General features: G+C 53.6%; 19 protein-coding genes. 10 read left to right on the top strand and 9 right to left on the bottom strand.

Annotation, left to right across the window (positions count from 1 at the left end):
- Positions 1–64: 64 nt before the first annotated feature.
- A complete protein-coding gene (locus CKW20_RS05755) occupies positions 65–244 on the top strand; it encodes a PA1571 family protein (protein ID WP_007907798.1) in 180 nt (59 codons plus the stop codon).
- A 187-nt stretch (positions 245–431) separates the two neighbouring features.
- On the opposite strand, the gene pdxB is transcribed toward CKW20_RS05755, so the two are convergent.
- On the bottom strand, positions 432–1,574 hold the full coding sequence (pdxB, locus tag CKW20_RS05750) for a 4-phosphoerythronate dehydrogenase PdxB (protein ID WP_095052039.1): 1,143 nt from the start codon (positions 1,572–1,574) through the stop codon (positions 432–434).
- Positions 1,575–1,851: 277 nt separating this feature from the next.
- On the opposite strand from pdxB, the gene CKW20_RS05745 reads away from it, so the two are divergent.
- Entirely contained in the window at positions 1,852–3,261 is a 1,410-nt protein-coding gene (locus CKW20_RS05745) for an MATE family efflux transporter (protein ID WP_095052038.1), read from the top strand.
- Here CKW20_RS05745 and tusA read toward each other — a convergent pair.
- Together tusA and rlmM are read right to left on the bottom strand one after the other, a co-directional pair.
- Entirely contained in the window at positions 3,258–3,509 is a 252-nt protein-coding gene (tusA, locus tag CKW20_RS05740) for a sulfurtransferase TusA (RefSeq protein WP_095052036.1), read from the bottom strand. The two genes, CKW20_RS05745 and tusA, sit on opposite strands and share 4 nt — an antisense overlap.
- A gap of 185 nt (positions 3,510–3,694) precedes the next feature.
- On the bottom strand, positions 3,695–4,768 hold the full coding sequence (rlmM, locus tag CKW20_RS05735) for a 23S rRNA (cytidine(2498)-2'-O)-methyltransferase RlmM (RefSeq protein ID WP_095052035.1): 1,074 nt from the start codon (positions 4,766–4,768) through the stop codon (positions 3,695–3,697).
- 222 nt (positions 4,769–4,990) lie between these two features.
- Here rlmM and acnA point away from each other — a divergent pair, with 222 nt between their 5' ends.
- The 7 genes from acnA to CKW20_RS05700 all read left to right on the top strand — a co-directional run bounded on the left by acnA (position 4,991) and on the right by CKW20_RS05700 (position 13,834).
- Complete coding sequence (gene acnA / locus CKW20_RS05730) at positions 4,991–7,732, top strand: aconitate hydratase AcnA (protein ID WP_095052034.1); 2,742 nt, start codon at positions 4,991–4,993, stop codon at positions 7,730–7,732.
- A gap of 257 nt (positions 7,733–7,989) precedes the next feature.
- A complete protein-coding gene (locus CKW20_RS05725; protein ID WP_095052032.1) occupies positions 7,990–8,781 on the top strand; it encodes a CPBP family intramembrane glutamic endopeptidase in 792 nt (263 codons plus the stop codon).
- Positions 8,782–9,238: 457 nt separating this feature from the next.
- Positions 9,239–9,940, top strand: coding sequence for an ABC transporter permease (locus CKW20_RS05720; protein WP_256580733.1), 702 nt, complete (start codon positions 9,239–9,241; stop codon positions 9,938–9,940).
- A gap of 13 nt (positions 9,941–9,953) precedes the next feature.
- A complete protein-coding gene (locus CKW20_RS05715) occupies positions 9,954–10,607 on the top strand; it encodes an ABC transporter ATP-binding protein (RefSeq protein ID WP_030128432.1) in 654 nt (217 codons plus the stop codon).
- A 48-nt stretch (positions 10,608–10,655) separates the two neighbouring features.
- Positions 10,656–11,762, top strand: coding sequence for an ABC transporter permease (locus CKW20_RS05710; RefSeq protein ID WP_095052031.1), 1,107 nt, complete (start codon positions 10,656–10,658; stop codon positions 11,760–11,762).
- 40 nt (positions 11,763–11,802) lie between these two features.
- A complete protein-coding gene (locus CKW20_RS05705) occupies positions 11,803–12,882 on the top strand; it encodes a polysaccharide biosynthesis/export family protein (protein ID WP_095052029.1) in 1,080 nt (359 codons plus the stop codon).
- Between the two features lie 163 nt (positions 12,883–13,045).
- On the top strand, positions 13,046–13,834 hold the full coding sequence (locus CKW20_RS05700) for a YqiA/YcfP family alpha/beta fold hydrolase (protein WP_095052027.1): 789 nt from the start codon (positions 13,046–13,048) through the stop codon (positions 13,832–13,834).
- Positions 13,835–14,019: 185 nt separating this feature from the next.
- Here CKW20_RS05700 and CKW20_RS05695 read toward each other — a convergent pair whose 3' ends face one another.
- The 6 genes from CKW20_RS05695 to CKW20_RS05670 form a co-directional block, all read right to left on the bottom strand.
- A complete protein-coding gene (locus tag CKW20_RS05695) occupies positions 14,020–15,039 on the bottom strand; it encodes an SGNH/GDSL hydrolase family protein (RefSeq protein ID WP_176466855.1) in 1,020 nt (339 codons plus the stop codon).
- Between the two features lie 242 nt (positions 15,040–15,281).
- Entirely contained in the window at positions 15,282–16,208 is a 927-nt protein-coding gene (locus tag CKW20_RS05690; protein ID WP_095052024.1) for an FkbM family methyltransferase, read from the bottom strand.
- Complete coding sequence (locus CKW20_RS05685) at positions 16,205–16,885, bottom strand: 6-hydroxymethylpterin diphosphokinase MptE-like protein (RefSeq protein WP_095052023.1); 681 nt, start codon at positions 16,883–16,885, stop codon at positions 16,205–16,207. The genes CKW20_RS05690 and CKW20_RS05685 overlap by 4 nt, the downstream gene beginning before the upstream one ends.
- A complete protein-coding gene (locus CKW20_RS05680) occupies positions 16,872–17,837 on the bottom strand; it encodes a hypothetical protein (protein ID WP_095052022.1) in 966 nt (321 codons plus the stop codon). Before CKW20_RS05680 ends, CKW20_RS05685 begins: the two co-directional genes overlap by 14 nt.
- Positions 17,821–19,971: a glycosyltransferase gene (locus CKW20_RS05675; RefSeq protein WP_176466854.1), complete on the bottom strand. Its 2,151-nt coding sequence runs from the start codon at positions 19,969–19,971 to the stop codon at positions 17,821–17,823. The genes CKW20_RS05680 and CKW20_RS05675 overlap by 17 nt, the downstream gene beginning before the upstream one ends.
- Before the next feature lie 208 nt (positions 19,972–20,179).
- Positions 20,180–21,115, bottom strand: coding sequence for an SIS domain-containing protein (locus tag CKW20_RS05670; RefSeq protein ID WP_095052020.1), 936 nt, complete (start codon positions 21,113–21,115; stop codon positions 20,180–20,182).
- Positions 21,116–21,381: 266 nt separating this feature from the next.
- On the opposite strand from CKW20_RS05670, the gene CKW20_RS05665 reads away from it, so the two are divergent.
- On the top strand, positions 21,382–22,437 hold the full coding sequence (locus tag CKW20_RS05665; RefSeq protein ID WP_095052019.1) for a phosphotransferase family protein: 1,056 nt from the start codon (positions 21,382–21,384) through the stop codon (positions 22,435–22,437).
- Positions 22,438–22,698: the final 261 nt, after the last annotated feature.

Here is a 22,698-nt window from a genome sequence, read left to right as displayed (position 1 = left end):
GTTGTCACAGCCCGGTCACCTGGCGGTTCTACAGTAAGCTCACAACCTGAAGAGGAGACAGGCCATGTCCTTGCAAAACAGCAGCGATGACAAAATTCCAGTGATCCGCACGCAGCCAGACCAGTCTCTGGGTTGCTCGATTATTGATAAGGATGGGCACGAAGTACCGATCACTGAAAACATGATCCAGGACGCTTGCCGCGAACTGGAGAAGCGATTGGTCAAGCCTGCCGAACAAGAGTGATATAGCCACCGTCTTCTTGACCCGGCTCTTTTAGCCGGGTTTTTTATGGGTGTTTATCCGGAAATGGCGGTGCGCCCATCGCGAGCAGGCTCGCTCCCACATTTAATCTCAGTCGTATAGAAAAACCTGTATCCACTGAAGATCTATTGTGGGAGCGAGCCTGCTCGCGATAAGGCCAACGCGGTACTCAGACAGCCGAAGCACCCAACGCCGCCACGATCTGCTGCAACGCCGGCGAATCCCCCTCGATCCGCACCTGCAACCCATCGATCTCACGCCGCAGCGGGTAATGCTTGCGCAGTGCATCGAACGCCGCACGCTGCTCGCTCACATTACCTACAAGGCTGCGACGGAAATCCGCATCGTCACGGCGCGGGTCGTATACACCACGGCACAACATCGCTAGCGCCCAGGCCGGATCGCAATTGGCGGTCAACGTCACCGCCGACAGCCACGGCGCTGGAAGCAAGTCGCTCAGGCTGACCTGCTCCGGTTGCCCAAGGAACTCGCAAAGCGCCTGATAGATCTGCGCCGTCCCGCGCTGCCTGCCGTCGAGGCTGTAACCGGCAATATGCGGCGTCGCCAGCACACACAATTCGGCCAATGCCATATCGACCTCAGGCTCACCCTCCCAGACATCCAGCACCGCTTGCAGATCTTCACGTTGCAACAGCACCTGGCGCAGAGCGGCGTTGTCGATCACCGGGCCACGACTGGCGTTGATCAGCCAGGTGCCCGGCTTAAGTTGGTTCAAACGGTTTTTATCGAACAGATGCCAGGTCGACTGAGGGCCTTGCTTGTTCAGCGGAGTGTGCAGGCTGATGACGTCGCATTGCTCGATGATCTGCTCGAGACTGACGTAATCGCCCCCTTCAGCGGCCTGCCGTGGTGGATCGCAGACCAGCACGTTCCAGCCCAGCCCCCGTAAAACCTTGACCAGTCGCCCGCCCACTTCACCGGCACCGACCACGCCGTAGGTGCGTTGAGTCAGGTCGGCACCTTCGATTTCGGCCAGGGTCAGCAGGCTGCCCAGCACGTAATCGACCACGCCCCGGGCATTGCAGCCTGGGGCGCTGGACCAGGTGATGCCGGCCTGTTGAAAGTAATCCAGATCCAGGTGATCGGTGCCGATGGTGCACGTGCCGACAAAGCGCACCTTGCTGCCTTCGAGCAACGCGCGATTGACGTTGGTCACCGAGCGCACCAACAGCACATCGGCCTGTTCGACAGTGGCGCGGTCGATGGCACGTCCCGGCACTCGGCGAATTTCACCGAAGCCTTCGAAGAAGGCATCGAGCAGCGGGATATTTTCGTCGGCAACAATCAGCATGGCAGGCTCCTTTGGCGGACCGGCAGTGTAGGCGGAGATGACCGTGGTGGGCCAGCAGGCATTGCGCACCTGGAATCTGTAGGAGCGAGCTTGCTCGCGAAGACGGCGGCACAATCAATGTTGAGGCTGCCTGACATACTGCTTTCGCGAGCAAGCTCGCTCCTACAGGAGGCTCAAGCAACCGATTACAAATCCGCAACACAGGATTTTTCCTGACCACCACGTCAAGGCGTAGAATGCGCCGCCTTGCGCATCAAAATCCTTTGGACGTTTCGCCTTGAATTCCGTGACTGACCGCCCCGCCGCTATTTCCCTCAACCGCCCGGCCCGGGTTCGCCTGGAGCTGAAAAACCTGCTAGGCCTGGCGTTGCCGATCATGATCGCGCAACTGGCGACCACCGCCATGGGCTTCGTCGATGCGGTGATGGCCGGACGTGTCGGGCCTCGGGATTTGGCGGCCGTCGCGCTGGGCAACTCGATCTGGGTACCGGTGTTTCTGCTGATGACCGGCACCCTGCTGGCCACCACCCCAAAAGTCGCCCAGCGCTTCGGCGCCGGCACGCACAGCGAGATTGGCCCGATCGTGCGTCAGGCCTTATGGCTGGCACTGGTGGTGGGCCTGATGGCGACCGGCATGCTGTTCAGCGCCGAACCGATCCTGCACATCATGAAGGTCGATCCCGAGCTGATCGGCCCGTGCATGCAGTATCTGCATGGCATTGCCAGCGGCCTGCCCGCTGTCGCGTTCTATCATGTGTTGCGCTGTTTCAGTGATGGTCTGGGACGGACGCGGCCGGCGATGGTGCTTGGCCTGTGCGGGTTGGCGCTGAACATTCCGCTCAATTACATCTTCATCTATGGCCACTTTGGTGTACCGGCCATGGGCGGTGTCGGCTGCGGCTGGGCCACGGCGATCGTGATGTGGGTGATGGCGCTGGGCATGGCCGGCTGGGAGCGCTGGGCGCCGGCCTATCAGTCGAGCCAGTTGTTCAGCCGTTTTGACTGGCCGCAGTGGGCGGTGATCAAGCGCTTGCTGGGCATCGGCCTGCCAATCGGCATCGCGGTGTTCGCCGAGTCGAGTATCTTCGCGGTGATCGCCCTGCTGATCGGTAGTCTCGGCGCCACCGTGGTCGCCGGGCACCAGATTGCCCTGAACTTCAGCTCGCTGGTGTTCATGATCCCCTACTCCCTCGGCATGGCCGTGACTGTGCGGGTCGGCCAGGCACTCGGCCGTGAGGAACCACGCGAAGCACGCTTCGCCGCCGGGGTCGGCATGGGCACTGCGCTGGCTTACGCCTGCTTGTCGGCGAGCATGATGTTGTGGCTGCGCGAACCCATCGCCGCGATTTACACCGCCGACCCGACGGTGATTCAGGTGGCCGCGATGCTGATCGTGTATTCGGCGCTGTTCCAGTTTTCAGATGCGATCCAGGTGACAGCGGCCGGCGCACTGCGTGGCTATCAGGACACGCGGGTGACGATGATCCTGACGCTGTTCGCTTATTGGGGGATTGGTTTGCCGGTGGGCTACGCCCTGGGCCTGACCGACTGGTTCGGCACGCCGAGCGGCCCGAGTGGGCTATGGCAGGGCTTGATCGTCGGCTTGAGTTGCGCGGCACTGATGCTGTCGATCCGCCTGGCGCGCAGTGCACGCAAGCGGATTCGCATCAGTCGTTCGGCGGGTTAAGCGAGTTTCTTGCGGATCCAGTAGAGGTAGGTGCCTGCCTCTTCATGCTGCGCGACCAGTTCGTGGTCGAGGAATACGCAAAACTTCGGAATGTCGCGACGGGTCGACGGGTCGGTGGCGATCACCTTCAGCAGGCCGCCGGGCGCCAGGTCACGGATGTGCTGGTGCAGCATCATCACCGGTTCCGGGCAATTGAGGCCGGTGGCGTCGAGGGTGCCGTCTACCGGCGTATCGATCATTTCACTCATGATTCACTCCTGAAACTTGCCGGCATTGTCGCGCATTGCCGGGTGTCTAGTCACTGACAGCTGATCGTTCCCACGCTCTGCGTGGGAATGCATCCCGTGACGCTCTGCGTCACATCCAAAGGCGGAACGCGGAGCGTCCCCGGCGGCGTTCCCACGCAGAGCGTGGGAACGATCGGCACACAAAGTCAGCGGGACTTGGGTTTCTTCACGTCCAATCGGCGCAAATGGCAGGTCACTTCTTCACGGTCGTGGTACAGCTGCTTGCAGCCAATCTCGACCCGAATGCCCCGCGCCTTGAACCCGTCGGCAATACGCTCCAGCAAGCGCTTCACTTCGGCATAACGCTGTTTCATCGGCAGCTTGAGGTTGACCACCGCTTCGCGGCAATGCCCCTCGCCAATCCATTCTTCCAGCATCGCCGCGTTGCGCGCCGGTTTCTCGACGATGTCGCACACCATCCAGTCGACCGGTTGCTTGGGCTTGAAGGTGAAACCGTCAGCCATCAAGTGCTGCACCAAACCGGTGTCCATAAGGCTTTCGGCCATCGGGCCATTGTCGATGGCGGTCACCAGCATGCCGCGGTTGACCAGTTGCCAGGTCCAGCCGCCGGGTGCAGCGCCGAGGTCGACGCCAGTCATGTCGCTGTGCAAACGCTCGTCCCACTGGTCGCGGGGAATGAAATGGTGCCAGGCTTCTTCAAGCTTGAGGGTCGAACGGCTCGGCGCTTCACGCGGAAACTTCAAGCGTGGAATGCCCATCGGCCACATCGCCGAATTGTTCGATTCGGCCAGACCCATGAACACTTCGCGACCGCTCTTGAAGGTCAGTAGCAACCGCGGCTTGTGGGCGTCTTCCACCAGTTTGCCGGCCGCCATCAGCGCCTTGCGCAGGTGGACTTCGAACTTCTTGCAGAAATTCGACAGCTCTTTGCCATCGTTGGTGTCGACCATTTCCAGCCACAGGCTGCCGCATACCGGGAAGTCCGCCATGTGCGCAAGGATCACGCTGATGCGGTCGGTTTCCGGCAGATCAATAAAGATCCCGCGAGCCCACTGACGCGGGAAGATCAGATCGGCGAAACGCTGCCCACGCATCAGGCGCTCGGCGCCGTCTTCTTCGGTGCAGATAAATTCGGCGCAGGCGCTGGCGGTTTTGGCCTTGGCATAACCGGCCACGTTCAGCCGCGCGGCATGTTCGGAAATCTCGGAACAGACTTCGCCTTCGAAGCCCGGCCGGCAATGCATAAAGAGGGTGTTCATTTTTACTCCTGGGCAGTTGGCGAAGAATTCAGCCACTGCGCGATGCCCAGACTTGCGTTGAAGCAAAGCCTGTCACGAAAACCGGCGCATGATAGCCGAGATCGGAACCTTGGACTTGCCCATAGGGTCCAGTTATTAGCCTTAACGTCTAAACAGGGCTAGGTTAAGAGCTCTGTCTGTCCCGCCAGTCCGTAGCCGTGCGGACCCAAAGGAGATATTTCAATGCCGTCCCTCGATAGCCTGAAAACCCTTAAAACCTTACAAGTCGACGACAAGACCTATCACTATTTCAGCCTGCCCGAAGCCGCCAAAAGCCTGGGCGATCTCGAAAAGCTGCCGATGTCGTTGAAAGTGTTGCTGGAAAACCTGCTGCGCTGGGAGGACGAGAAAACCGTTACCGGCGCCGACCTCAAGGCGATTGCCGCCTGGCTCAAGGAGCGTCGCTCCGATCGCGAGATCCAGTACCGCCCGGCGCGGGTATTAATGCAGGACTTTACCGGCGTCCCCGCCGTGGTCGACCTGGCCGCCATGCGCGCCGCCATGGCCAAGGCCGGTGGCGACCCGCAGCGCATCAATCCGCTGTCGCCGGTGGACCTGGTGATCGACCACTCGGTGATGGTCGACAAGTACGCCAGTTCAAGCGCCTTCGAACAGAACGTCGACATCGAAATGCAGCGCAACCACGAGCGTTACGCCTTCCTGCGCTGGGGCCAGAGTGCCTTCGACAATTTCTGCGTGGTGCCACCGGGCACCGGCATCTGCCACCAGGTCAACCTTGAATACCTTGGCCGCACGGTCTGGATCAAGGACGAGGACGGTCGCACCTATGCCTTCCCGGATACTTTGGTCGGCACCGACTCCCACACCACCATGATCAACGGCCTCGGCGTGCTCGGCTGGGGCGTCGGCGGGATCGAAGCGGAAGCAGCGATGCTCGGCCAACCGGTGTCGATGCTGATTCCGGAGGTGATCGGCTTCAAACTCACCGGCAAGCTTAGGGAAGGCATCACCGCCACCGATCTGGTGCTGACGGTGACCCAGATGCTGCGCAAGAAAGGTGTGGTCGGCAAATTCGTCGAGTTCTACGGCGACGGCCTCGCCGACCTGCCGCTGGCCGACCGCGCGACCATCGCCAACATGGCCCCGGAATACGGCGCCACCTGCGGCTTCTTCCCGGTGGATGAAGTGACACTGGAGTACTTGCGCCTGTCCGGCCGCACGCCGGAAACCGTGAAACTGGTGGAGGCCTACAGCAAGACCCAGGGCCTGTGGCGGCTGCCCGGCAAGGAGCCGCTGTTCACCGACAGCCTGGCCCTGGACATGGGCAGCGTCGAGGCCAGCCTCGCCGGACCGAAACGCCCGCAGGACCGCGTCTCGCTGCCGAATGTCGCGCAAGCGTTCACTGACTTTCTCGGCCTGCAATTCAAACCCTCCAGCAAGGAAGAAGGTCGCCTCGAAAGCGAGGGTGGCGGTGGCGTCGCGGTGGGTAACGCCGATCTGATCGGCGAAACGGACTACGACCACGAAGGCCGTACTTATCGGCTCAAAGACGGCGCGGTGGTGATTGCCGCGATCACTTCCTGCACCAACACGTCCAACCCCAGCGTGATGATGGCAGCCGGGCTGGTGGCGAAGAAAGCCGTGGAGAAAGGCCTGAAGCGCAAACCGTGGGTCAAGAGTTCGCTGGCCCCCGGCTCGAAAGTGGTCACCGACTACTATAAGGCAGCGGGCCTGACCCAATACCTGGACCAACTCGGTTTCGCCCTGGTCGGTTATGGCTGCACCACCTGCATTGGCAACTCCGGGCCGTTGCCAGAGCCGATCGAAAAAGCCATCCAGAAAGCCGACCTGACCGTTGCCTCGGTACTCTCGGGCAACCGCAACTTCGAAGGTCGCGTACACCCCTTGGTGAAAACCAACTGGCTGGCCTCCCCGCCCCTGGTCGTCGCCTATGCGTTGGCCGGAACGGTGCGCATCGACATCAGTAGCGAGCCATTGGGGCACGACAAGGACAACAACCCGGTTTATCTGCGAGACATTTGGCCGAGTACCCAAGAAATCGCCGACGCGGTGACTCAGGTAAACACCGCGATGTTCCACAAGGAGTACGCCGAAGTGTTTGCCGGCGACGCGCAGTGGCAGGCGATCGAAGTGCCGCAGGCGGCGACTTATGTCTGGAAGGATGATTCGACCTATATCCAGCATCCACCCTTCTTCGATGACATCGGCGGCCCACCGCCAGTGGTCAAGGATGTCGAAGGGGCCAAGGTCCTCGCGCTGCTCGGCGACTCGGTGACCACCGACCACATCTCCCCCGCCGGCAACATCAAGACTGACAGCCCCGCCGGCCATTACCTGCGCGAGAAAGGGGTGGAACCGCGGGACTTCAACTCCTACGGTTCCCGTCGCGGTAACCACGAAGTGATGATGCGCGGCACCTTCGCCAACATCCGGATTCGCAACGAGATGCTTGGCGGCGAAGAAGGCGGCAACACGATTTATATTCCAACCGGCGAGAAGCTGCCGATCTATGACGCAGCCATGCGTTACCAGGCGTCAGGCACGCCACTGGTGGTGATTGCCGGGCAAGAATATGGCACCGGCTCGAGCCGCGACTGGGCGGCCAAGGGCACCAATCTGCTGGGAGTCAAAGCGGTGATCGCGGAAAGCTTCGAGCGGATTCACCGTTCCAACCTGGTGGGCATGGGCGTGTTGCCGTTGCAGTTCAAGCTGGATCAGAACCGCAAGAGCCTGAACCTCACCGGCAAGGAAACCGTAGATATCCTTGGCCTGACGGGCGTCGAACTGACCCCGCGGATGAACCTGACACTGGTCATCACCCGTGAAGATGGCAGTCAGGAAAAGGTCGAGGTGTTGTGCCGCATCGATACCCTCAATGAGGTGGAATACTTCAAGGCCGGTGGGATTTTGCATTATGTGTTGCGGCAGTTGATTGCCTCATAACAGCCTGCTGACAACGACACCGCCTTTGGGCGGTGTTGTTGTTTACGCGGTGTACGTCTCTATAATCGCGCCGCTTGCTGAATCGGTGTCATTCACCATTTTGTGTCCGACCTATGCCCCCCTGTAGGAGCGAGCTTGCTCGCGAAGGCGGCGGTACAGTCAACATTGATGTCGTCTGACACACCGCCGTCGCGAGCAAGCTCGCTCCTACAAAGGGGCCGAGGCCTATTGCAGAATCTCTGACACAAGGACTTCACATGTTTGCTCTGCCATGGACCTATCTGGCACTTCTCTCCCTCGGCTACAGCATGGCGCTGCTCTATGGCCATCTCAGCTGGCTCGCCGTCCTCTCTTTCGCATTGCTGCTGGTTGCCGGTTTCGCCGTTCGCCAACAACAGATTCCCATCGGCCGCTACCTCGGCCATGGCTTGTTCATCGTTCTGACGGTGGCGCTGGCAGTGCACTGGCTTCCCGGTTTCTACAACGGTCGCGCCATCAATCCCCAGCGTTTCACCGACGATGCTGTCTCGTTTGCCATGTACCTGAATCAGGACAAACCGCTGATCGGCTTCTGGCTGTTGCTGGCCTGCCCATGGATTGTCGGCCGGCGCTCCCTGCGACTGTCGGTTTATGCCACCGCCCTCGGCTTGACCGTGAGCGCCGTGCTGGCTTTGGGAGGCGCGCTGTTGCTGGGCGTGATCAGTTGGGCACCGAAGTGGCCCGATCAGGCCTGGCTGTGGGTGCTGAACAACCTATTGCTGGTGACGCTGGTAGAGGAAGCGTTGTTTCGCGGCTATATCCAGGGCGGTCTGAGTCGGCACTTCAAACACTTGCCCCATGGCGAAAACCTCGCGCTGTTGCTCGCCTCGTTACTGTTCGGCCTCGTTCACCTGGGGGCTGGCTGGCAATGGGTATTGCTGGCAAGCCTGGCCGGTCTTGGCTATGGCCTGGCCTATCGTTTCGGGGGGTTGGGCGCGGCCATCGCCACCCATTTTGGCTTGAATCTGCTGCACTTCGGGTTGTTCACGTATCCGATGTTGGCCGGGTAACTCATCGGCGAAAAACCAGAGCCAAACCCGGTACCCTCCACGGCTCCGGGTATTTCGCACCGATCATTCGGGCATTCCGACAACGCGTACAAGTCATTCAAACTACCCACGTTATTTTGACGCCGCCAGCGACAACACCCAATAAACACCAAGAAAAATCGCTTTTTTGACGCCCGATTTGCGAGCTCGAACAGTTATTTTTTGTCAGTCACTAGCTGGGAACCAATCGGCTTGACTACTGTCTCCGCCACCGTTTAACCTCGCGCACCACGAACGGAAGCCGTCTGTGCTACGTCGACAGACAGTCCTCTGAAAATGAATTCAAGCAACGCGTTTATCGCGCCGTTGTGCTGTGCGGTAAATAATTGTGAAGCCTCGCTCGCCCCTCCAAATCAAAAAATCCGTCATCTTTGCTCTGGTGTTACGCGAAGCGCGTGCGCGTATTGGTGAGAGCCGCATGGGCGCGGTGTGGATGCTGCTCGAACCGATTTGTCACCTGCTGATTCTCAGCGTGTTGTTCTCGCTGATTCGCGGCAAAAGCGTGGCAGGCCTGGACTTTCCGGTATTCGTGCTGGTGGGCCTCGCCCCCTTCCTGCTGTTTCGTAACACTGCACTGCGCCTGATGGACAGCCCCAGGGAAAACCGTTCGCTGTTTGCCTATAAACAGATCAAGCCACTCGACACCTTCATTGCCCGCGCACTGGTTGAGTTCAGCATCTCTGCCACGGTGTACGCCATTCTGGTATTCGGCTTCGCCTGGTACGGTTTCGATATGTCGGTCAAGTCGCCAATCCAATGGGTGCTGACCATCCTTCTCGGACTTTTGTTTGCCTTTGGCCTGGGCATGCTGCTCTCGCTGATCGCCCATGCCATTCCCGGCAGCAAACTGTTCATTCGCATGATGTTCTTCCCGCTGTACTTCATCTCCGGAGTACTGATCCCGGCAGCCTATCTGCCGCACGCGATGCTGCCGCTGCTACTGCTCAACCCGTTCCTGCATCTGCTGGAACTGATCCGCGCCGAAATATTTCCGTTCTACGTTCCAGTCGATGGCGTTTCGCTCCATTACGTCATCGCCTTCACCCTGGTTTTGCTGTTCGTGTCGCTCGGTACCTACCGGGTTCGTCGACTGCATTTGATCTCCACCAAGAACGGCTAACCGCAGGCTTCCCGTGTTCGAGCTCAGAAACATCACCAAGTCGTACTTGACCCCCAAAGGCCGTCGCCATGTTTTCCGGGACCTGTCACTGAAGATCCCCGCCGGAAAAAACATCGGCCTGATCGGTCGAAATGGCGCAGGAAAATCAACTCTGGTACGCCTGCTGGGCGGTGCCGACGTTCCGGACTCCGGCACCATCGCCACCGACCAGAGCATCTCCTGGCCGGTGGGTTTGTCCGGCGGTTTTCAGGGCAGCATGACCGGCCGCGAGAACATCAAGTTCGTCGCCCGCGTCTACGGTGCCGTAGGCGAAGCCATGCGCGAGAAGGTCCGCTATGTCGAAGACTTCGCCGAAATCGGCAGCTGGATCGACGAGCCCGTCAAAACCTACTCATCGGGCATGCGCTCGCGCCTGGCATTCGGCCTGAGCATGGCGTTCGATTTCGACTACTACCTGATCGACGAAGTCATGTCCGTGGGCGACGCACACTTCAAACGCAAGTGCGCCGAAGTCTTCGAGGAACGACTGCAGAAGTCCAAAGTCGTGCTGGTCTCGCACAACATGAATGAAATTCAAAAACTCTGCGATGTCGTGCTGCTGGTGCGAGATGGCGGAGTGCAGATCTATGACGATGTCGCTGAAGGCATCAACGCCTACAACACCTGATCGCCCTGACCGTGGCGTGATTGTTTTATTTTCAAGGATCGTGTGCATATGAGCAGTACGGGTAAATTCAAGGGCTGGCGCCTGACGCTGGGGCTGATCGTGGTACCGCTGGCACTAGCCATCGTTTACTACAGCTTTTTTGCCGTGGACCGCTATGTCAGCTCCGCGCAAGTCGTGGTTCGTCAGGACGGCAATAATTCTGGCGCCCAACTACCAGGCTTGAGCATGTTGCTCAGTGGCACCAACCCCGCCTCCCGGGAAGAGACCCTGTACTTGCGCGAATACATCGTGTCGATGGACATGATGCAACTGCTTGAAGATCGTCTGCACTGGGTCGAGCAATACACCCAACAACGCAGCGACCCGTTCTTCTGGCTGGCCAAAGACACCGAGCGCGAAGACCTGCTCAAGTATTACCAGCGCATGGTCTCCGCGCATTACGACGAAACCACCGGTTTGCTCAGAGTTGAAGTACAGGCGTTCAGCCCGGAACTGGCCGAACAAATGGTCAAGACCATCCTCGAGGCCAGCGAGCACTTCGTGAACGAAGTCTCCCACAGCATCGCCCGCGAGCAGATGCGCTTCGCCCAAGGCGAACTGGAAGGCGCGAAAAAGAACTACACCAAACGCAAAGAAGAGTTGCTGCGCTTCCAGAACGTCAACAAGGTACTGGACGGCAAAAGTTCGGCTCAGGGCCGCGCAAGCATTATCGACACACTTGAAGGCGAGTACTCCAAAGAGCGCGCAGTGCTCACGCAAATGCTCTACAAGCTTCGCCAGGACTCCCCTCAGGTCAAACAACAGCAGCAACGGGTCAGCGCGATCCGCGAACAGCTGACAGCAGAAAAACGCCTGCTGGTTTCCGCCCCCGATGGCGACCAGCTCAACGTCGTGGCTTCGCGCTTCCAACAGTTGACCCTGGACTCCGGCATTGCCGAGGAAACCTACAAGACCGCCGTTGCCGCACTGGACAACGCACGCATCGAAGCCAGCAAAAAGATTCGCACGCTGGTCACCGTGGTCACCCCTAATACACCGCAGATGGCCCTTTACCCAGAGCGCCCGTACAACTTGGCGACCATTTTCCTGGCTCTACTGCTGCTCTACGGCATTACTCGCTTCCTAATTGCATCGATCGAGGATCATCGTGATTAAATCCATTTCTGGCCTGCCCCTTCGCCCCCTGAACTTGAGCATGCGAAACAGCGCAGTTGCGGGTTTGATGCTGGTGACTCTGACGCTGGCAGGTTGCGGTGGCACCCTATCCGGTGCCGGGCCCTACAAAGGCACCATTGAAGAAAAGAACACCACTTATGACTTGGTAGACATCAACGCCAATACCATTGCGCCGTTTATGCGTTCGGAGGCCAAGCCAGTCAAAGCAACCATTTCCAGCCCGGTGGCGCAAAGTGTCCGCTTGATGGGTGGCGATGTGATCAGCGTGCTAATTACCGATAACGCCCCGGAAGGCACTGGTCTGTTTGCACCCCTCTCGACTGGCGGTACCCAACTTAAAGTGCGCATCGACTCCCAAGGCATGATCTCTCTGCCCTATGTCGGCCATCAGTTCGTCGCGGGTATGACTCTGATCCAAGTTGAGGACATGATTCGGCAAAAGCTCAAGGGCGTAACTTCAGACGTACAAGTACACGTTGATCTGGTTGGCGACCTTTCCGGCTCCGTCCTCGTGGCCGGTGCGGTAAAAGCCCCTGGACGTTTTTCAACCCTGCAAGGTCCGCTGACCCTTCTTGACGCCATCAATCAGGCTGGCGGTCCGCAACTAGAGCCGCACTTGGTCAATGTCACTGTGCGCAATGGCGATCAGGCCAACACCTTCAACTACGAAGAAGTCCTTGCCGGCAATAACTTTGTCCTGAAGCCCAACTCGGAAGTTGTTCTGGACCGCTCACGCCAGCGCTTCGTGGCAATGGGCGCCGTAGGCGAGCCCGGCTTGCACGACCTACCGTCCCAAAATGCGAGCCTCCTCGATGCTTTGGGCTCCGTCGGAGGTCTGAAAGAGACGAATGCGAACCCTCAAGGGGTCTTTGTATTTCGCATGGGGGACTCCAGCCCGAAACAACCCGCAAAACCAATCGTCATGCGCATCGACATGCGTGATCCGGCTGCCATCTTTTATGCGCGCCAAGTCATGCTCAAACCCGACGATACGATTTATGTGACCAATGCTGCTGTCTATGAATGGCAAAAAATCATTGGCCCAATCGTACAAACCCTTTTACTTGGACGTGCAGTTGGTGTGAGCCCTACGAACTGACAATCAGGAACAACCAATCCCTCTACACTGTCGCCTCAACTGTAACGAGGCGACAGATGAGCATGTTCAGCCGCCCCAATTCCCCAACGTGGATACTCCCGTTCCAAGTATCTGTTAGTACCGTACCGCCATTGTTCATAGCCCATCACAATGAGTGCCTCAGATGGAAGCCATCAGCAGCAAAACTGTCCCTTCTTCGATCGTCAGTCAATCTGCTGAGGACAGTGCAGAAATCAGCACCGGCAATGAGAATGTCTCACCACCCTCCAATGTGGAAAGTGCTTTTCAACGATTTGCGCACAAAGCCAATGGTATCGATGCACTTGTTATGTGTGGCAATAATCCAAAAAGAGCAGTCATCTCTTTCACAAGTATGAACCCAGGGAAATATGAGCGCTGGTCGTGGTTCTACAATAGACATAAGGAGGGATGCGAAGATCTATACATTATCTTCAGGGACAATGACCACCGCTACTACATAGGCAGCGACACAGCCCCTACACAAGTCCGATACCACAAATTTATTAGCGAACACTTACAAAAGCACAATCTCTCCAGCAAAGACACATTCTTGGTGGGCAGTTCTATGGGTGGGTATGCCGCACTATATTTTGGCTTTTGGATGGATGTTGCAGGGGTAATTGTTACCAACCCTCAAGTTGACTATCAGAGTTCACGCAGGCATTCGCTACAAAACTGGGAGCGTCAGATTCGTGAAGCGGGTACAAACTGGGTTGATTTAAACGATTTCATTTATAGATTCCCATCCAAACCCAAGCTCTATATAGAACATGGCGACTATCCAGCAGATGCAGCAGCAGCGCAAAAGTTATTTTCAACACTTGACGATTTGAAGCTTACATATACACGCTGTTATGTAGGTGGCGACCATAGCTCGACCAACATGAATGCAAACATACTGTTCAAAATTATTGATTTCTGGGAACAGTAATTTAGATCTGTTTTCCGCACGCTATAACGCAGGACTATCTAACTGCGCCAGAGGACCGAAGATACAAACAGGCATTGACAGGTCGACTGCTCATCTCTCCACTTGCCACTGCCCACCTTGCACAGTAAAGAAAAACGCCAAGAAAATCACCCCTTCCTTGGCACCCAGAAAAGATTAAGTTCATTCTATTTCTTGATAACTTCGAGTGCCATGTTATTCATACTAACAAAGCATTCTTCATCAAAAACCCTAAGACCAATACGAAGTTGCTGCACGTTGTCAGGCAGAGCGATCGGTATTGAAAACTGTTGCCTGCAATTTGCTATGAGATCTACATAAAAATGCCAACCAGACGACTTGGAAAAGGAATACTTGTGCTCACTGGAGAATATTGGTTCCTTATCAAACTCGACTTGAACCACTAAAGCCTTATGCTTCCTGACCGCTTTGGCCGCGCAGTCGACGTTAAGCGAAACAATATAATTTGACTGAACTTCATTTGGAAGTTCCTGCCACGCCAACCAGTGTAAATCCAAATGCTTTAAACCAAACTCACTCACAGTTAAAGACTGCGAAAAACACAGTGCGTTCTCAGTCGGCAACGAGCCCTTTATGTGTTCGAATATGCTTTTCGCGGCGACGGTTGCCCCTACATGACTGACGTGGAGCTTATCGTAGTAATAAATATCATTCTTCATAATCAACTTATCTAAATCGATAAGATCAACAAATTCATTAGCAGCGAAGGCCCGAACGTTTGAATTTATAAGCTTTAAATCTTCATTACTCTGAATTTCAGGATAAGTACAAACATAAAAATCTATATTATTGAGCTTACAGATAAAATTTACAACCTTCAGATTATCGACCACCTGACTTATATTTTCACCCACAGATGACTTTGTCCAACCTTCACTTAAATCTTCCGGCACCAGGTTCCCATGAAACTTACTGCTATTGCTGTAGCCACTCTCATACCTTAACGCGGCAAGGTCATTGGACGACGTGACAAATACAATTGCTTTCGGCGCATGATAAACAATTTTATTTAACAGAAGATTAGTTGCATTTAAATTGGTAGTACCTGAAACACCAGCATTTAAAACCTGAAAGTCATACCCATTCGTCAAAAGCATCCTTTCGAGTTGTGAGGCTATTCTCTTATCCTCATCGATATATAGATTCTCCACAAATGAATCGCCCATCAACACTATTGTCCGAGACGAGCATTGGTGGGTACCACTGATGATGTATCCATTCGCATCCGTCCTGACGACGTAAGCACTATTCTTATCGAGCCGCGGCCGTGCATTCAAATACGACTCATCCGGAGTGTAAGTTCTGTGAATGTTTGCCTGAAATTCTTTTAGTCTTATTTGTCGCTTTGACATTATCACACTCTCGAAAAAACCAATGCAAACATCTACGAAAGACTGACAACCGTGTGTTAATTGAGCTCGATAACTTCCAACCCAGGAAGCAGACTCATCAACTCACCGCCATTCTTCACACTTATAAATGTATTGTAATCCGGTGGATCTACAGAAACCGGCGGCGACATATGCTGCACAAGCTTCATGGATGATTCAGATATTTTATAATACTTGTATCCAAGCGAGTTAAAGAAAACAATAATATCATCGGTCTTAGCGGCAGGCAAAAGCTCACATATTATATCTGGCAAGTGAGTACTGATTACATTCCGCGCACCCTTCATTATTAGATGCTCGGCTCCCTCTGCATCTATTTTCATTAACCCAACACCAGAAATTGCATTTGACTCAATGAAAGAATCAAGGGTAATGGATCTGACTCTTTTTGACTCATGAGGGGCACGCGCACAAGCTTCAGGAACCGTTGAGGATCCAGACACTAAAATATCCTGACCAGAATATATAAGTAAATCTATTTCCGAATCGCAATCTGAAACAGCAAAATTAAAACAATTTATATTTGCAGCCGAATTGGCAGCTTTGTTTATCAAGAGTCTGGAGTACACTCGATCCAATGCTTCAATTGCATAGATTTTAGATTTAGGACTAGCCTTGGATGCGGCGAGAGAGTAAACGCCGGAATAAGCGCCGATATCAAAAATGCTCGCGCTTCTTCGCGCCAATGCAGTCCATAATTTTAGGCTAGTGCCTTCATACGCATCCATGCCTCTCCAGAAATATGCTTGCGCAACAAAATCGTCATTGTTACTAAACATCGTAAAAGACGGCACGCCTGAAATGTCTACATCAACAAAACCATAATAAGGCGACGCTTTCGGACTTGCCAATTGCTCCAATACATTCTGCGGCAAGTCATTTATGTACTGAAGAGCGCCTTTTAAAGCAATCGCACCAGCATTTCTTGAATTTATAACATTCATGCGAAAACATCACTTGATTCTACTGCCCGAGCAAAAGGCTCATATTCGATATAGGGCCGAAGAAACGACATCTCGCTGCAACTGACCAATCTCTTGCCCTCACTTTCAAGTAGATTACTGGCGTTCACAATGTTCCATATTTGAACACTAGTAAAACTATCCTCCAATTGCGGATTAGTTTCCGTATAAAATCTTGGCGACTCCGCCTGATACCTTAGGTCGCACCCCAACAGGTATATTTCGGAAACACCTAAATAATAGGCTAGTTGAATTGCAAGCATTGTGGTCGTACAACCGAAAAAATAACCAGCATGGAGATTTTTTGAGAAGCCATCGCGCTGCAATGCCGGAATATAGTAAGTAGGGTTGGCCAACTCCTTGTGGTCTAGCTCTTTCAGCTCAGACCGGAGCACCCGAACTGTTTCTGGATGAAGAGCTGTTGTCGCCAGATGTTTTTTTTCAGGATGGGTTATAAAACGCGTATCAGATAATACGTAGTAATCAGAACGGAAATTATGGGTGGCCTCCAACAAAGTGGATGCATTCATTCCAATGGTCAACTCTCCCTTGAGAACAGAGAGATCTTCCTTGGCAATAGAAGGCCCATTTGCCAAAATAAAAGCGCGCCGCCCGGCCTCTTTATTTTTTAACGATTTTATGTTGTTAAATAATTTCATATGCTTTATCGAAGACCGTTGCCATTTTTTCTGGAGTAAGGTGGGCTTTAAAAAATTCGAAGCTTTGCTCTTGGAGTTCAGCCGTTTTCTGCCAGTCATTGGCAAGATCTTCTAGCAAACTTGCAATACTTTCTCCGGTCGCATAGACGAATGGGGGAAACAATCCGTCCGTAAAGTTCGAAAACACGGCTTTACAGAAAAAATCAGCCCTGTTAATAGTAACGTTGCCTGCTGCCAATCCTTCGATTGAAACCTGATGAAAACCGCCAGTGGCTATTTCATCAATGGTAACGTGACATGTTTTTCGCATGGCCATCAACGTTTTTGGCGCAACCGGCTCTTTAGGAATGATCGCTTCGATTTTTCCTAACTTTACAAGAGCATCTATCGCAATATCGAGCTTTTCAACGTGCTTATTATTCCATCTACCAGGGCGCAGATGAGTAGGACTAAAAATCACACGAAGCTTTTGATTTTTTTGTCTTGGAGAAAAACTAGGAACATCATGGACAATGTTCGGTACGAAAACATGATCCTTATGAATTCTTGGCTGAAACTGCCCTACTACCAAATTGGCGCTAAAGGGTAAATTTATTTCAGCATGTCGAGGCAAATACAGAGGCCCTTCTCTTAGCGGTGAATGCGCCTGATAGAAGTAACGCGCATTCTGATTACTACTTATCAAACGCTCTGCCCATGCATGCGGTATATCATTATGCACATGTATAATATCAGCCGCATGAATAGCCGCATCAATGAATGGTTTGGTAAACTCATTCTCTAAAATATATTCTTCTATGAATTTTCCAGCCAAAGGCCCTTTGTCCGGATAATCATTCAGCGCCACCGCAATCGAGTCATGACCACTCAATCGTTGCGCAAGAGCAATTTTCGAAGGTGCTGCAACCAAAGGCGTTTGTGAAACGTGAACAATCTTATACTTCTTTAACATCAAATAGCCCCCCATCCATCAAACACGCTTCAATCAGGCTTGTGGCGGAATGACCCGCTTCTACTGCTTCACAAAGACTTCGATAACGCATGTAAGTCGACTCAAGCACTGCAATACCCACGATTGAATTCGATACTTTTTCGTAAATATCCATCATCGTTTTCGAGCTTGTATAATCCGTCTTTCTTATTTTTAGTATTCCCTGGTGATGATGCTCATCAAAACCAACGAAATCTGCCTTATCGAATGCACATACCCCGCGGATATGCAGGGGCAGCAACATGTCGCGCTTTTTCGGAAAGCCTTCTTGCAGAATTCGCCGCATAGCCAGCGAGATGCCATCTACCGTTTCTATTTTAATAACACGTCTGAGCTTACTATTTTTTACATCTTCAGCATCCGTTGAAACAACACCATCTACGGAGTCTGGGTCGACAGACAAGTCGCTGCATGTTTTTATCAAAATTATCTTTTGCTCTACCCCTGCATAACGCAGCGCATTGCATACATTGCTAGGAGCATTCAGCAATACAATAAAATTCAAAAAAGATAGACTATTTTTATTCTTTATATCTATTCGATTTACAATTGACAAAGCCGACTGAGCTTCCGAAACATTAAATTTTCCAAACTTCATTCTTGAAGAATTTACATACTTGAAATCTTCAAACTGATTTAGATCATCAACAATTTTTTGCACCAATGATTCATCTTCGAATTCGTGATGCATGAAGGCGATAGAGTATCCCGCTGGCTTCGACTCACTAACCCTAACCTCTATCCGTCCACTTTCCTCTATTACAGTGCAATAGTCTCTGGACGGGAAAGAGGCGTTTGAATCCAAAGCTACGTTTGCGCCGATTGAAGGCTCAGCCACCAAATCACTTACCGATGGTTGAACCATGAAGTCGGGGTGATTTTTAAACTCCTCTCTTAGTGCCATCAACTTTTTTAGTTTGCGCTCAGAAATCTTCCTGCGCAAATATTTCGCCTCCGTGGAGTCTCGAAAAAAAGCGACCGGGTGAAAAATTAATTTTTGAGCTTTCCTGACAAGTGTAGAGCTTTTCTTTTTTTTCATTTGTTCCTGCTGGCTTTGAACCAAGTTCTTTAGATAATTCTCTATGTTTGCGGCGGGGCGGTGAATAAGATTTTTTTTATTGTCATTCTCAGCCAACAGCTGCGTTATTCCTTCACGAAAGGTCAGGTTTAATTTTTCAGATACATTATTCTGATCTTTCCACGGCGTTTTCAGAGCACCTTCAATCTTCGATACGAACGATGCGATATCACCTGAGGGCACGGAAACCAGATTGGAGTTTCCATCAAAATATTCCACCACTCCCAAGTGTTGCCACAATACAACTTTACAACGAAATGCTAAGGCTTCTATAGCAACCATAGAGGCTGTTTCAAATATACTGGGGACTACAACTATCTTTGATAGTGAATAGATTTCACTCTTCGCCATCACGCGACCATCAAAGAAAGTTACATTCTTAAAATCATTGAGAATAGTGCTATCCGTAGGCGGACATACAATCGCAAACCTTAATTGCGGAAGCCTGGAGACTATCTCTGCCAGATACATTATTCCCTTAAGGCGTTGGAACCGCCCCACGAAAGTCACATCAAATTTTTGCACATGATTTGCCCTAGCGCTTATTTTTGGCGCCGGATTTGGATAGGCATATGGGATTTTATTAAATTTGAATAGTGCACAGCTAGCAAAATACGAAGCCCATGATGGAGAGCTGAGAAAACGGGCGCGGGATATTTCTTTTTGTTCTTTGCTAACAGCAGATGGGGTGTGAGGTAGACCTTGAACTGCCGCACCAAGACTTCTGGAGCAATGCAACCGTATATGTATTGGGTATGCCGTCGGCACCAAACATGTAGCAGCAAGCGACTCGGGCGCCTCGATACAAGTTATATTCTCTTTAAAACCCAGAATCTCAGCCTTCACTCTTACTCGAAAATCCTCAATAGTTTCCAAGCTGCTTATCTGAATTACTCCAACTTCTAACCCTAGCGCAGACAATTGCTCCCCTGCCAATCTGACATAGGCAGTGACGCCGCTGTCCGCTCGGTTAAAAGGATCAATAAATATATATATTCCGCTACTAGAGCTTGCCACTTGGGATCCTTTTATCCGCTGGATAACCTTTGTTGCAGTAGAATTATCCAGGTAAACATCTTCTAAATTGAATTACTAAGACAAACTACACACCCTGATTTACTCCGAATCCTTCAAGGCTAATGCTGCGGGAAGAAACGAAGTAAATAGCCCACTGCATCACTCGAACTTTCAGGAATGCTTGATCAAGGGCCTCAAGCAAAGATCCTCAATCAAAAATCTCCACAACCCCCACAACCTCATCTCCCTCATCCGCCGTCACCGGCAATGCCCGAATCTTGTGATCCAGCATATAAGCCTCAGCTTCAGACAACTGGGCAGACGCCTTGACCGTATGCGGATTCGGCGTCAGGAACGTCGCCACGTTTTCATTTACAACCCCCGGGTTGTCCAGCAACGCGCGGCGCAGGTCGCCGTCGGTGACGATGCCGATCAGTTTGTCTTGTTCCATCACCAGGGCCAGGCCGAGGCGGCTGGAGGTCATGACCAGCAGGCAGTCGTGGAATGAAGTGTCGCGGGTGACTTTGGGGATGTTGGTGTGCATGACGTCGCTGACGCGGGTCAGCAGTTTGCGGCCGAGGCTGCCGCCGGGGTGGTAGCGGGCGAAGTCCATCGGTTTGAAGTCCAGCGCGGCGATCAGTGCCACGGCCAGTGCGTCGCCCATGGCCATGGTGGCGAGGGTCGAGGTGGTCGGTGCCAGGTTGTTCGGGCAGACTTCGCGGTCGACGGAGATGTCGAGCCAGATGTCGGCGTGTTTGGCCAGGGTCGATTGGCCGTTGCCGGTCATGGCGATGATTTTGTTGCCGAAGGATTTGAGGCTCGGGATCAGCTTGATGACTTCTTCGGTTTCGCCGCTGTAGGAAATCAGGATCAGTACGTCGATCGGCTTGAGCATGCCGAGGTCGCCGTGGAAGGCTTCGGCCGGATGCAGGAACAGGCTCGGGGTGCCGGTGGAGGCGAAGGTGGCGACCATTTTCTGGCCGATCAGCCCGGATTTGCCCATGCCGCAGACCGCCGCGCGGCCCTTGCAACCGAGGATGAGTTCTACGGCGCGCTGGAACTCGCCATCCAGACGTTCTGCGAGTTGGCTGATGGCTTGCGCCTGGGCGCAGAGTGCATCTTTGGCGATGGGAAGGTGATTCATGGGGAAACGATCGTTCCTTGATTTAAGTGGCGCGTATGTTAACGACTCAATAGGCTGACGAAAACTAACATTGCCATCATTCTGATGACCTCCCGGAAAAAAAACGCCATTTTCCTTAGCGTCGGGCCGCGAACATGGCAATGGCCGGTCGGAATCCGTACTATCGCGCCCCTTCTGAGCGACTGTTATAAACAGTCGGCAAGGACGCTGCGCCCTTCACGTGTGTGTCAGGCCAGAAACCGGATGGTTGTTTACAGTTGGAACGCATGAGCAGCGAATCGAATACCGAACTATCAGTCAGCGGCAGGCATGCGTTCTGGTTAAGCCATGCCACGCTGGAAAAACGCTTGGGTTTTCTTTTGCCGACTTATCGGGCGGACGGATTCAGCATTACCACGACTGATTTGGCGTCCAACGCTTCGTTCGTCAATTACGTGCGCCATCACCGGCTGACCGAACTCGGCACCGGTGCAACACTGGACGTGGTCGAAAAATCGATTCGTAAAGTCGGGTTCATCACCAGCCTGGAGTCGCGTTTTTATCGTGAGCGGGATGTGCTGGCCGACAGTGTTCACTTCAAGCACCCCACGTGCCTGGGCGTTATCGAAACGCCCTGGGAAAGCCTGATTTTTACCGACTACGTTCAAGGGCGAGCACCGCGAATGGCGGCGATAGCCGTGAATGTGGCACGGGGAATAGCCGAAATCGAAACCTTGTCCAGCCGACATGTGCAACGGACTTCGCGGTGGCAGGCTCACAAGTTCTGGACGATGGATTTTTTTCGCCCCTGGTATCTGCTGCGGTCACGTTTCAATTACCAGCGCTTTTTACCTGCCTTGGAGAACCTGGCCAAACTGGATGAGCGATTCAGCGGTCTGGCTGACCAGATGCGCGCCTTGAGCCCGACGCTGCGCCGAGCGGCCGCAACGGCCAGGAACAGCCAGCGCTGTTTTTGCCATATGGACTATTTGCGCAAGAACCTCTTCCTCTCACCCCAAGGGCTGCAATTGATCGACTGGAGCGAGGTCAAGGTCGGGCGTATCGGTTTCGATGGCGGCGCGTATCTGAGCGCGATCTTTCGGCGCAATGATTTGCCGGGCTTTATCAAGGTGCGAGATGAGTTTTTGCAGGCCTATGCCCAAGCGCTGGATGAACGATTCGATCGGCAGAGCGCGATGCTCAACCTCAATTATATTTTCCTGCTGAATTCGCTGTGGCACTGCTTGCGGCCGGAGACGATTGCCGAGTACCGGAAAAAAGAAAAAATGACGTCCTTGCGTGAGAAGTATGACTACCTGTTGGCGCTCCCCCTTCCCGCATAGGTATCTACACATCTATTGAGCTATAGAGATTCACTGCCGGGGCTTGGTGTTTTTGGAGTACCTATCCGTTTCTGTGGTCACGGCCGCTTCTGGGGAAAAGGAGCAGACATCAAGATCAGATCAGAAGCCGAAGCAACGGCAAGATCAACAGCTTCGCGGGCAAGCCCGCTCCTACAGGGATCGGCGTACAGCTTTCGCTTTTCGCCACAAACCCTAACAACCCACACCGCTCAGCGCAGCCCCCACCCGATAACGCCCCCT

The organism is Pseudomonas sp. Irchel s3b2 (assembly GCF_900187445.1).
Lineage (GTDB): Bacteria > Pseudomonadota > Gammaproteobacteria > Pseudomonadales > Pseudomonadaceae > Aquipseudomonas.
Note: the sequence above shows the minus strand (reverse complement) of the source record. Positions and strands in the feature narration are given on the sequence as shown.